12 protein-coding genes are annotated in these 11,760 nt (G+C 48.7%); 4 read left to right on the top strand and 8 right to left on the bottom strand.

The features are described from left to right. The 8 genes from J4G07_19095 to J4G07_19060 form a co-directional block, all read right to left on the bottom strand. Positions 1-1,227 (bottom strand): BatD family protein (locus tag J4G07_19095; protein ID MCE2416094.1); only part of this gene is annotated, 1,227 nt, incomplete at its 3' end. After that, a complete protein-coding gene (locus J4G07_19090; GenBank protein MCE2416093.1) occupies positions 1,211-1,852 on the bottom strand; it encodes a tetratricopeptide repeat protein in 642 nt (213 codons plus the stop codon). The genes J4G07_19090 and J4G07_19095, both read right to left, overlap by 17 nt. Positions 1,853-2,039: 187 nt before the next feature. After that, positions 2,040-2,894: a hypothetical protein gene (locus tag J4G07_19085; protein ID MCE2416092.1), complete on the bottom strand. Its 855-nt coding sequence runs from the start codon at positions 2,892-2,894 to the stop codon at positions 2,040-2,042. Between the two features lie 231 nt (positions 2,895-3,125). Then, the gene (locus J4G07_19080; GenBank protein MCE2416091.1) at positions 3,126-3,599 is read right to left on the bottom strand and encodes a hypothetical protein; all 474 of its coding nucleotides are present in this window, start codon (positions 3,597-3,599) and stop codon (positions 3,126-3,128) included. A 124-nt stretch (positions 3,600-3,723) separates the two neighbouring features. Then, positions 3,724-4,560, bottom strand: a complete 837-nt coding sequence (locus J4G07_19075) for a hypothetical protein (protein ID MCE2416090.1) — start codon at positions 4,558-4,560, stop codon at positions 3,724-3,726. Between the two features lie 240 nt (positions 4,561-4,800). Continuing rightward, positions 4,801-5,628 (bottom strand): hypothetical protein, encoded by an 828-nt coding sequence (locus tag J4G07_19070; GenBank protein MCE2416089.1) that lies wholly within the window; start codon positions 5,626-5,628, stop codon positions 4,801-4,803. Between the two features lie 153 nt (positions 5,629-5,781). Then, a complete protein-coding gene (locus J4G07_19065) occupies positions 5,782-7,596 on the bottom strand; it encodes a glutamate mutase L (GenBank protein ID MCE2416088.1) in 1,815 nt (604 codons plus the stop codon). 139 nt (positions 7,597-7,735) lie between these two features. Beyond that, positions 7,736-8,527, bottom strand: coding sequence for a sugar phosphate isomerase/epimerase (locus J4G07_19060; protein MCE2416087.1), 792 nt, complete (start codon positions 8,525-8,527; stop codon positions 7,736-7,738). Positions 8,528-8,799: 272 nt separating this feature from the next. On the opposite strand from J4G07_19060, the gene J4G07_19055 reads away from it, so the two are divergent. The 4 genes from J4G07_19055 (at position 8,800) to J4G07_19040 (ending at position 11,649) form a co-directional block, all read left to right on the top strand. Continuing rightward, the gene (locus tag J4G07_19055; protein ID MCE2416086.1) at positions 8,800-9,765 is read left to right on the top strand and encodes a Gfo/Idh/MocA family oxidoreductase; all 966 of its coding nucleotides are present in this window, start codon (positions 8,800-8,802) and stop codon (positions 9,763-9,765) included. A 71-nt stretch (positions 9,766-9,836) separates the two neighbouring features. Further along, positions 9,837-10,595, top strand: coding sequence for a TIM barrel protein (locus J4G07_19050; GenBank protein MCE2416085.1), 759 nt, complete (start codon positions 9,837-9,839; stop codon positions 10,593-10,595). Positions 10,596-10,862: 267 nt separating this feature from the next. After that, positions 10,863-11,258 (top strand): hypothetical protein, encoded by a 396-nt coding sequence (locus tag J4G07_19045; protein MCE2416084.1) that lies wholly within the window; start codon positions 10,863-10,865, stop codon positions 11,256-11,258. Next, complete coding sequence (locus tag J4G07_19040) at positions 11,212-11,649, top strand: LamG domain-containing protein (GenBank protein MCE2416083.1); 438 nt, start codon at positions 11,212-11,214, stop codon at positions 11,647-11,649. The genes J4G07_19045 and J4G07_19040 overlap by 47 nt, the downstream gene beginning before the upstream one ends. Positions 11,650-11,760 lie beyond the last annotated feature (111 nt).

Below are 11,760 nucleotides of genomic sequence, written 5' to 3'. Positions count from 1 at the left end.
TACACCCAACGCCACTATCAGAAGTGCGAAGAGGATTAACCAGAGTAACCACGGTGACCCATCGACTTCATCTTCAGCGGGGTCGTTTGGGTGTGGACGCACGGAGAGCGGGATAGGTGCTGTCTGTGTTGTTGCGTAAATTGCACGACTCGGATCGAAGTAGGCATACGCAATTGATGGAATGCGGAGCGCGCCGGTTCGCGCGGGGGTTAGCGTGTAGGTATAAACCCGACTCGTTGGCGTAGAGTCTTTCGAGAGGATGGGGTTGCTCATCATGACCCCGGCTATTGTTGGCAGTGCCGGGGCTACAGCCGTCTGGATGTTACCACGTCCAGAGATACGCACAGTAAGTGTTAGCGCGCTTCCGACCACTACTGAACCGCGCACCAACTGCGCCGAGATTTGGTAATCACCGATGGCACCGTTGAAGTGGGGCGGTCTGCCTATTTCTGGTATCGGTTGGACTGTCAAGGTCAACGGTTTGGTTTTTAAGGTTTTGGGTCCTTTTGGAAGCGGGAGTAGGAGTTCAGCAGGTGCCAGAACGACCTGCCCAGTTTTCTTCGGATATAACGTGCGGGTATGCTCTTCAACCCAAAACGTCTTCCCACGAATTTGCTGTGTGTATGGTGGGCGTTTTCGGAGTTCCTCGGCGAAGAAATCACTGAATGCCGGGAGTCGTTGGGTTGGGGACGCTCGCGTCGGAAGCACAACTGTATAGAGATAGCGGAAAGTGTAAGTCAGAGGGGCATTGAGATACGGTTCGGATGTATCGACCTTTGCTTCAACTTGGTGAATAGCATTCGTTGAAACATCTATGTATGTGTCGGCACCGCTCACCCGAATCGAACCCGGATTTGCGAAATAGGGTGTCCCTTGATATGCAAAACGGATATCGGAGAGCGTAAAGTCCCCGATCGCTTGCGGAATCAATTCATAAGCCCACGCCATCGAAACCGCAATTTGGTTTGCTTCTAATCGTGGTGTCGTTTCGGAATGGAGTGGCATTGCAAGGAACGCCGGTAGGAAATTGAACTGCGGTGCTTCAATATGCGTGATAAAAGCGTCCCCCGAAATTGTGAGGTCCAACCTCGCTTTCTCTCCGAATTGAATGTGACGTGGACTCACTATGGCAGCGACATTAATCTCCTGGCTTTGTGTCGCTGTCGTGAGAAAGACGAAAACGATGCTGAAAAAAAAGAGTGAAAGAAGTTTACCAATCCTTTTCACGCCGATATCCACTTTTGCGCTGTTGTTGTAGCAATTTTTGCCGTAGCCTATTTTCATTTTCACTGAAACGCTCTAAGAGTCGAAGTGCTTCTGCTCTACCAACGTCGTCAGGCTCGGTTTTCGGGGCAGTGTTTCTATTCGCTTGTTGTTGCGCGAGGTCTTCCTGCTGTCTTAAGAGTTGGCGTGCCAATGCAAGGTTATGTTGTGCATCCGTATCTTGAGGATCCAGGCGGAGTGTTTGCTCGTAAGCGTCAATGGCACTCGCGAGATCTCCGACTTTAAATTGGGTGTTTCCTAAGTTATACAAGATACTTGATCGATTGAGGGTATTTTCAATGTGTTGGGCAGCTTGTTCAGAATGCCTTGATAGTGATGCCTGAAATGACCGTGCTGCCTCTCGAAAGTTACCCTGTCTATAGAGGGCAGTCCCCAAGTTATAATGTGCAACGGGATTGTCAGGTTTTTCAAGTGTCGCCTGTTGAAAAGCGGCTTGTGCTTCGTTGTAGTTTCCATGCACATAAGCTTCGTTCCCGGCTTTCATTGCGCGGGTCCAAGCACCTATCCATCCGATGAGAACGAAACCGAAGACAGCTATCAATGCGTAACAGAGCATTTTCTTAAACATATTTTTATTATATCAGATGGTTTTGTGGTTTGCAAACAAATGTGGTGGGATAGCCATCGGCAGTCAGCCATCAGCCATCAGCAAAGAGGGGGCAAAAAATATGGCGAATTGTAGGGCATGATAGTCCTACAATTCGCCATGAGCGAGGACGTGCCTATAAACACGCCTACAAAAATAGCGACAGATCTTATTGCCGTTTGATATCCGCCCACGTTGTTGTCAACTTCCCAACGGGTTCGACAGAAACAACTATATCTTGGATTTCAGCGAAGAAACTCGCCTGATCGGTTGAATCTTTGGGGTAGACGGTAACGGCAGCGTTCGTTGCATCGTCAAGGTGCAGGTTGAAATATGCGGAACCGCCGGATTCACCACACCGGTAAACCAGGACGTTCGCACCTTTTTGCAAATCAATTTCGACATCGTGAAGAATCGTTTGTGCGGCACCCGTCCACCTGGAATTGTTGTACCACTTTTCGCCGTTAATCCAGATTTGGGCGTAATCATCGTGTGCGGGTGACATTACGGCTTGCATATCACTCGGCGAATCAATGACGAGAAGACCGTAGATATCAACATTATTAGGGTAGGAGTCAGCAGTCGGATCGCCATCAGGTCTACCCATATTGTTTCCATCAGTGGGATCGATTTCAAAGACAGTCCACGCGCGGGTGCCGCCGTGGTCGTCGCCCCATTCCACATCTAAGTCTTGCGTCATGAGCAAGCCGTCAAGTGTTGAGAGCGAAAATTGGTTGAGTGCGCCACCGGTGCCTTCTTCTATAAGATCGATTGGTGCTGAGGTGGCAAAACCGCCGTTGTTTTGATAGTTACCCTCGGGTCCGTACCATTTCGTAATCCATGAATCCACGCCACTGCGATCTTCTCTCAGATCGTCACCGTTGGGATCTGGATCTTCTAAATGTTGGTCCTCAGGCAAGGGACCACCTGTAATCAGACCAGCCGCGAATACATAGTGTGAACCACTAACAATAAGTGTGAATACAATCGCGAGTGCGAGTGTAAAAGTATAAAATCTTTTCATCTCTGTGCTTACATCCTTTTCTGTAAAATTAAAAACTAAAGTGATTAGGCGGCGTTATGGAGCCTCCTAAAACTCTTTAACTAACTATAAACGCTGAAATCGCGTTCAAGATTACAACTTGCTAATTATTATAACACCTGAACATAAATTTGTCAAGTCGGTTGTCAAAGCCTCAAAGCCATTCAGATACTGACGACTGACCGCTGATTGCTGATTGCTGACCGCTATTAACTAAGGTTTCAATACACGGGCATTACCAGATTGATCGACTAAGTAAGCAACACCGTCGCCTTCAGATATACCCAAGAGAATCCTGGCATTTCCATCAGGCGCGAAAAGTGATAGGACCCCACCTCCCTCATTCACCATGAGAGACGCACCGGTTTTCTCCTTTGACCCTTGCGTCGTCACAACGCCATTCCCCTCCGCAACCAAGAGAGAAGCCGCACCTACGCCTTTTGGACCGTAAGTTACCACACGTCCACCCTCTCTGTCCCAAGCGATAAGAACTCGAGGATCCATGCCATCACCCATTACCCTAATATCCTTACGCACGATGAGTTCTCCGACGGTCAGTTTATCAATCGTTTCATATCCAAACTGTGCGTCTGTAGTGTTGTTCATGTTCCCTAACATAAAACCGGCGAGGGTTAGCAATCCCCCTAAAAACATATATTTCAACTTTTCACGCACTCTAAATTCCATTGAATTCTCCTTGTCAAAGAAATTTGTGAGATTGGGGGAAGTATCGCATGGTGCAGGGCGGTTATCAGAAAAAGAGATGAAGAAAAGCCCTTGTCTCAAAGTGAGAGACAAGGACTGCGATTAACTAACGGTTCTGCTTAATATCTGCCCAGGTGGATGTCGCCTTCCCAGTAGGATCGACTGGCAGAACACCACGAACTTCATTGAAGAAGCTTTTCTGGTCTTTCGACTTCTCTGGATAGATTTTGCAGACTTTGTGGGTTTCATCATCAAAGTGCAAATTGATGTAGGCAGCACCGCCGGACTCGCCGACCCGATAGAGGACAACATTCGCGCCCTTCTGCAACTGGACTTCGATGTTGTAGTGCACTATCTGTGCGCCACCTGTCCACGTGGAATCGTTGTACCATTTATCACCGTTGACCCAAATCTGCGCGTGATCGTCGTGTGCCGGAGAAAAGATGGATTTCATATCCTTGGGTGCGTCAATAACACACATCACATAAGTGTCAATGTTATCGGCGGGACCGTCTCTATTCATATTATCTTGGCTCGCAACGTCAAGTTCAAAGACTGTCCATTCTCGGGTGCCGCCGTGCTTCTTATCCCAAGCCATATCAACAGTTTGCGTCATTTTCAAACCTTCAACTGTCGAAAGTTTGGGTTCCGTCAGCTTACCCTTAGTGCCTTCATCGATAAGGTCTCTCTTCGAGGAAACTTGGAAGGTTCCATTGTTTTCGTAGTTGCCCTCGGGACCGTACCACAGACTGATCCATGTTTTCACATCGGCGTGGTTTTCTCCCAACTGTGCGCCGGGGGCTTCCGCCAGCCAGTCCTTCTCTTTCAAAGGACCCCCTTTAACATTGACTTTGTGCTTCTGTGCAAACGCAATCTGAGAACCGCTCACAACCAGCGCGAACATAATCGCGATCGCGATCGCAAATTGATACATTCTTCTCATTTTTATCTCCTTTTTTTTAAATGAATAGTTGAAAATACTGGATTAAACGACTGTATAACCCAGATTCGTTCATAGGTTATGTAATGTTAAAGCGGTTCAACATTACAATTTGATAGCATAACAGTTGTCATAAAATTTGTCAACAAAAAAATATGGCGAACTGCGGTACACGACAGCACCACAATTCGCCGTATGTAAGGATAGGGTTAGAAAACGTGCCGATAGAAACTATAAAGCGTTCTATTTGCGTTTAATATCTCCCCACGTTGTTGCCAATTTTCCGACGGGATCGACAGCGAGGGCACTACGGGCTTCATCAAAGAAACTCTTCTGGTCATTCGCTTTGTCCGGATAGATGTCAACAGTTTCATGCGTTTTATCGTCGAAGTGCAAGTTCATATACGCATCACCGCCGGATTCACCACACCGGTAAAGAACGACGTTCCCGCCTTTTTGCAATTCAACTTCAATATTGTAGTCAACCTGCTGAGCGGCACCCGTCCAGAGCGAATTGTTGTACCATTTCTCGCCGTTAATCCAGATTTGTGCGTGGTCGTCGTGTGCCGGTGACATCACGGACGTCATTGCCTCCGGAGCCTTAATAACGATAATACCGTAGGTATCAATCGAATCTCCGGGACCATCTCTGTTCATGTGGTGCGAGTCCGCCGGGTCAATTTCAAAGACTTCCCAGCCTCGGGGTCCCCCATGCCCTTTATCCCAACCGACATCAACGGTGAGTGTCAGTTGCAAACCTTTAATGGTCGAAAGAGATTCCTGCGTCAGTTTACCGTTGGTGCCTTCGTCGATAAGGTCCTTCGGAGCAGACGCTGGGAACCCTCCATTGTTTTCGTAGTTCCCATCGGGCCCGTAATACTTCGTAATCCAGTTTTTGTTGTCTGAATGGTCTTCGTTGAGCGCGGCTTCGGCTGGATTAGATAACCAATCCTTCTCTTTTAAAGGACCACCTTTTATATTGACTTTCTGTGCGAGTGCAAGGTGTGAGAGACTCACAAGCAGCGCGAACATAATCGCTGTCGCGAGCGTGAATTGATAAAACTTTCTCATCGGAATTTGCCTCCTTATAGATAGACAATTTACATAACAGCACAGATCCTCGGAACCTGTCTGTTTCGCTAAAAGGTTAAGTAACTAAAAAGTTAAGCGTTGTCAAACATTGTAAATTTTTAACAAAAATTTGTCAAGTGTCTGAATCAGAATTTAGGGGTAGGCATCTAAAGCCGCCTGCCATTTGGTCAGTTGCGCGACGCGCTGCTGCGCATCCGCTGGTATTTCAAGCGGTCTCCCGCGAGTATCAACGACCAATCCGACGACACCCCCCATCACCGCTGCTTCAACAGCGTGTCCATTCCCCGCACCAACATCAAACCTTCGCGAGGGCTGGAGTTTTAAGGATGCCTTTTCTCCCAATGATAGCGGATAGAGACGGAGTTCGCCGTAAGGAACATCCTCGGCGATAGGCGGATTGCCTGCGATACTAATTTCAATGGAAAGGCACGTCTCACCCACCTTTGAAGTGCCGACTGGCGAGATCGCAGTGCCTAAATGGATGAGGCAATCCCGTTCAAAGACCTGCGTCGCGGCTTCCGGGTTGACCTGTGCTAAGACCCCGAGTTGTGGCATCATGAAGATGCTATCAACGGCGAGATGGGTTATGCCTTCGGGTTGAAAAGCATCTATCATCATCAGCATGGCTTGCTGCCGCCGGGGCGCGTGCGATAAAACACCCCCACTTCCGACGAGCATATCCAAGGAGAGCATGTCTACAAGGGTTTGACCGCTTTCCGCTTGATCGAAGGCTTCAGAGATCGTCCGTTGTTGCTGGACACCGCGCAATTCGACGGCGAGTTGTTTGTGTTGCTCGAAAGCGAGTCGGAGTGCCTCACGCGCGATCGCTTGTTCGAGAATCAGTTCTTGCAACGTTTGTGGGATTGTCGTCGGACGAATCATTTTGTTTTTGATGCGGTTGCGGAGGTCGCCGACCTCAATATCAAACGGCACCCAACGGAGAACGTTTTCTAAACCGGCTTCAGCAAGGACGTTGGAAACGCTATAACTCATACCGAGATTGGCACTCACAGTGCGGTTAAAGATGGGTTCCGCTTCTCTGTTTTTAAAGACGGAAAATACATCAGTTGTCGCGCCACCGATATCAACGCCGACGACTTCAATATTTTGTTGTTCGGAGACGGTCTGAATTATCTCGCCGACTGCGCCCGGTGTCGGCATTATAGGGGCATCTGTCCAGTCGATGAGTTTCCTATAACCGGGTGCATGTGCCATAACGTGTTCAAGGAATTGGTCCTGAATCTTGTGTCGTGTCGGCATGAGGTTTTCACGCTCTAAAACCGGACGGAGGTTATCCACCATTTCCAATGCCATTACGTCTTGCAGACGTTCTTCGATTAATTCGCGAGCGTCTGTGTTACCAGCATAGATGAGGGGGAGTTCATAAGCGATCCCCAATCGAGGTTTCGGACGCGCAGCGGCGATAATCTCAGCCAATTCAACGACGTGTGAGGTAGTCCCGCCATCGACACCACCGGAAAGGAGGAGCATATCGGGACGTAGATGCCGGATACGTTCAATTTTTTCGTGTGGCAGGCGTTTATCGTTAGATGCGATGACATCCATAACGATTGCACCCGCGCCGAGTGCGGCGCGCTCCGCGCTTTCTCCGGTCAAATTGCGGACGACACCTGCTACCATCATCTGGAGTCCGCCACCCGCACTACTGGTGGATATATAGATATCGACACCTTCATCGCCGCGTTGCGGTTTGAGAATCACACCGTCATCGAGGAGTTTGCGTCCGGCGAGTTCCTCAACTTCGGTGATGGCATTGATAACGCCTACTGTTACATCCTCTACGGGTGCTTCAACCGTGGTGGGTGCCTCACCCCGCACGGTGAGTTGGTATGCCTCACCTCTTTTTTCAATTAGGATTGCTTTCGTTGTTGTGCTGCCACAATCCGTGGCAAGAATAGAGCGGATGTCCTCCGCTGGTTTGTTCATATATGTGATTTCCTATCTTTAGATTTTACGAACCCAGATTAGAGCGATTTGGTATATCACGACTGAAAGTCGCTCCTACAAAGGTTTGCGTCTAAGTCCGGTGCGGTTAGAAACCGCACCTACCGGTATAAAGGACGACTTAATAGCCTAACTGGCGCAGATACTCGCGGTTCACCGTCATGCGTTCGAGATCCGAACGTTCCTCAAGCTGCCCAGGACACGCGGTAACCCAACGGTCATAATTGAGTTCCTCGAGCGTTGACATGATACCGGGGAAATCCATGACAGTGCCAGCACCAACATCCACCCAGTCTACATCGTATGAGTTGCCATCTCCACCCGTGTAGCCTGCATAATCCTGAAGATGGACATAGACGAGGACATCGCTATAACGTCGGATGGATTCAATCGGGTCGAATCCCCAGAGTGCGGAGTGTGACACATCTATGCACAATTTACACTTTCGGAGGAGGCTCATATATTTTGCCCAATCGTCGATTGAGTCCACTGTCGTATTGGTATGGATATGGTAACAGACCTCCAGTCCGTATTGTCCAGCGTATTCTGCCCACGCTTCGGAGACATCAGCGAGTGCAGCAAGATCCGAATTATTCACTGGTCGGTCTTGCGGTTTTCCCGCACCCATGAACATGAAACAATCGGCTTCAACTTCTGCGGCAAAATCAATACGTCGTTTGTTGAGTTCCATCTGTTCTGTGTTTTGGTCGATCGGCAGTCCACGTGCCGTTACAGCGGCGATCGGTAAATCCGTATTGTTGCACACCTGTCGAATGTGTTGTGGCGTGCCCACCCAGTCCAAGGATTGCCGCATCTCCCAACCGTCCCATCCCGCGTCCTTCAGTTGCGTCAACAATTCCTCAAAATCCGGTGTCTGCCAACGTAAAGTACTATATCCAAATTTGAAACCCATGCTGTTCCTCCTTGTTTGCTATCGGCTGTCGGCGTTTGGTTGGAAGGATGGAAGAAGGGAGGGATGCGTGCCCTCAGGTTTGCAGACTTCCAACCTTCCGGTTTCCTTCTCTTCCATTCCAGTCTCTTTCTGACCGCTGACCGCTGATAGCCATTTAAAAATATTATACCACAATTTCAAAAAAAATCTATTGCTATATAACAGATGGTTTTGCTAAACTATATCCTTGAAACTTAGGGATTTTCTATAATTACCCATTTTAAGGAGACAACATGGATAAAGTGAAACTCGGTTTTATCGGAACCGGCGGTATGGCGAGCGCACACATGCGTAACCTCAATGAAGACTTCGAGGACGTTGAATTTTGTGCAATGTGTGACATCTCGGAAGACCGCGCAAAACAGCGTGCCGAGGAATTCGGTGGCAACGCTTACAGCGATTACCGTGTCATGTATGATAAAGAAGACTTGGACGCGGTTTATATTTGTACACCCCCTTTTGCGCACGGTGAACAGGAACGCATCGCTTGTGAACAAGGCATCGCGATGTTTATCGAGAAGCCGATCCATTCCGAGTTAGAACCGGCGATCATTATTAATGAATACGTTGAACAGAGCGGCGTCGTCACGAGTGTCGGTTACCACTGGCGTTACGGTGGGAATGCACAGAACGCCAAGGCAATGCTTGAAGAACAACCGCAGATTCTCGGTGCACTCGGATATTGGATGGGTGGCATGCCCGGTACACCGTGGTGGCGCGTGCGCGCCGAATCCGGTGGACAACACGTCGAACAGACAACACATATCTTTGATCTTGCTCGCTTCCTCGTTGGTAGTGACGGTAAAACCGTCCATGGTGTTGCCGCGAGCGGTAGTATGGCGCATATTGAGAACTATGACATAGATGACATCAGCATGGTGAACATCGAATTCAAGAACGGTGCTGTTGCGAATATCGTCTCGGCTTGTGCGATGGAAGGTTTCGGTCGCGTGCATCTTGAAGTCTTTACGCGTGGACTCGTTGTTACTGTCGGGGGTTCAAACGAAGTGAACCGCGGTGGCGAGACGGAACCGCTCTCGAACGACGGTGGAGCCGACCGGGATCGTGTCTTCATTGATGCCGTAAAGTCCGGCGATACCTCAAAGATTCTATCACCTTACAGCGATGCATTAGAGACACTTCGCATCATGCTTGCGGCGAGCACTTCCTTCCGCACCGGTAAGGCAGTAGACCTGTAGAAAATGAAGGCACGCTAAGCATGGAACTGTGCTTGTTATCCCGCAAGGAAAATTAAAAAAAGAAAGAGAGAATTATGCCAATTAATCAATCCATCTGTTTCGGTGGTTTCAGCCGTGGCAGAGATCCAATAGAAGTCATCAAGAAAGCCGCTGACATCGGTTATAAATCCGTTGAAATGCTACCCGCAGAATACTGGTCGGTCGTCCAGGACCACGGGATGCGCGTTGCGATTATCGTCGGACACGCGTCACTGCCGTCCGGCTTGAATGATCCGAGCAACCACGACAGGATTGAAGATGAAATCCTCAAGAACATTGACATCGCGGCGGAAAACGACATCCCCGGACTCATCTGTTTCTCTGGCAACCGAGAAGGCAGATCAGAAGAAGAGGGACGTGATAACACAATCGCAGGCTTGTCCCGCGTTACGAAAGCCGCTGAGGAAAAAGGAATCAATCTCTGCGTCGAGCTGCTCAACAGTAAAGTCAACCACCCAGATTATCAGTGCGATAAGACGGAGTGGGGGGTTGAGGTCTGCAAAGGGGTAGGTTCACCCCGAGCGCAGCTGCTCTATGACATCTACCACATGCAGATCATGGAAGGCGACCTAATCCGTAACATCACGGATTACAGCGACTATATCGGGCACTACCATACCGCAGGTAACCCCGGACGGCACGACCTCGATGACGAGCAAGAGATTTACTATCCTGCCGTGATGCGTGCCATCGTCAACACTGGATACGACCTCTATGTAGGACATGAATTCGGTCCCAAAGGCGATGCCTTCGATGCGATGCAACACGCTTATGATGTGTGTAACGTCTAACTGCTTTCCATGTAAATTGTAGGGGTAGGTCTTGTGCCTACCCCATTTTTTTCTTAACAAAAGATGAATTCAATGCTATAATGGCAGAGAAGAGGCGTTTGGTGGTTTACTGCCCACTGAAGCATCTGCATGTTTCTCAATTTACCATGAACGATTCGGCTACATTCATTCACTCAAGAAATTCTGAACGAAATCGGATGTGAAACTACAGCAATTGAAAATGGAACAACCACCTCAAACCGATATCGGTTAAAGGAGGAATTCAAAATGCGGAACGGAATTAAGAGGTTACTTTTTACCTTCATCGTTTTTGTTGCGTTGAGTTCTATCGCTGTTGCGAATCTTACAGATGGGTTACTCGGATATTGGAATCTCGATGAAGCAGACGGAAAAACTGCCGCGGATTCGAGCGGGAATGGGAATGATGCATCGCTTAAAGGGAACGGGGTCAAATGGAAACCCAATGGTGGACGACTCGGTGGTGCCTTGGAATTTGATGGTGGTGGCGATGCTGCGGAAGACGATAACGGCGCGGACTATATCAATGGATTGACCGCTTTGACCGTTGCCGTTTGGGTTAAGTCTGCTGAAACTAAATCTGATCGAGGATTTATTGATGGACGCGATCCGGGTGGCGACGATACCGTCCTCTCATTGCGGTAGTGACCTTATCAAAGCGGGTATTACCACAACAGGCGGAATTCAACGGCTTGAAAGCTCAAACGATGTGCAGACGGATTCTTGGCAGCACTTCGCATTGACATGGAGCAGTGGCAACGAACTGGCACTCTACATTGACGGTGAACTCGATACACCCACCTTTAACAGTCCAGAGACTAAGGGAAAGTTGACGGATGCCACCAAATTGGTCATAGGCAAAGGCGAAAAAGACCAAGGGCGTTCATGGAACGGACTCATTGACGATGTTCGTATTTACGACAGAGTTTTAGATGATGCGGAGATTGCAGACCTCGCGGCGGGTGAGCTTGCGGTTGAAGCGAATGGAAAGTTAGCAACCGTTTGGGGACATTTAAAGCAAAAAGGCACTCATTAGAACTGTAGTTCCAAAAGTTCTATATGAAGATCTATATGTACTAAAGTTTGGACAATATTTCAGAATTCAAGCTGCCTTTTCAAAAGGCAGGGTCATATCTTGTTGAGAATC

The sequence above is a fragment of the Candidatus Poribacteria bacterium genome (assembly GCA_021295715.1).
In the GTDB taxonomy this organism is placed as follows: domain Bacteria; phylum Poribacteria; class WGA-4E; order WGA-4E; family WGA-3G; genus WGA-3G.
Note: the sequence above shows the minus strand (reverse complement) of the source record. Positions and strands in the feature narration are given on the sequence as shown.

What these genes read in the sequence shown, in the direction of transcription:
- J4G07_19090 (MCE2416093.1), bottom strand. Translation starts at nt 1,852, where the DNA reads ATGTTTAAGAAAATGCTCTGTTACGCATTGATAGCTGTCTTCGGTTTC.
- J4G07_19080 (MCE2416091.1), bottom strand. Translation starts at nt 3,599, where the DNA reads ATGGAATTTAGAGTGCGTGAAAAGTTGAAATATATGTTTTTAGGGGGA.
- J4G07_19055 (MCE2416086.1), top strand. Translation starts at nt 8,800, where the DNA reads ATGGATAAAGTGAAACTCGGTTTTATCGGAACCGGCGGTATGGCGAGC.
- J4G07_19040 (MCE2416083.1), top strand. Translation starts at nt 11,212, where the DNA reads ATGGACGCGATCCGGGTGGCGACGATACCGTCCTCTCATTGCGGTAGT.
- J4G07_19060 (MCE2416087.1), bottom strand. Translation starts at nt 8,527, where the DNA reads ATGGGTTTCAAATTTGGATATAGTACTTTACGTTGGCAGACACCGGAT.
- J4G07_19045 (MCE2416084.1), top strand. Translation starts at nt 10,863, where the DNA reads ATGCGGAACGGAATTAAGAGGTTACTTTTTACCTTCATCGTTTTTGTT.
- J4G07_19065 (MCE2416088.1), bottom strand. Translation starts at nt 7,596, where the DNA reads ATGAACAAACCAGCGGAGGACATCCGCTCTATTCTTGCCACGGATTGT.
- J4G07_19075 (MCE2416090.1), bottom strand. Translation starts at nt 4,560, where the DNA reads ATGAGAAGAATGTATCAATTTGCGATCGCGATCGCGATTATGTTCGCG.
- J4G07_19085 (MCE2416092.1), bottom strand. Translation starts at nt 2,894, where the DNA reads ATGAAAAGATTTTATACTTTTACACTCGCACTCGCGATTGTATTCACA.
- J4G07_19070 (MCE2416089.1), bottom strand. Translation starts at nt 5,628, where the DNA reads ATGAGAAAGTTTTATCAATTCACGCTCGCGACAGCGATTATGTTCGCG.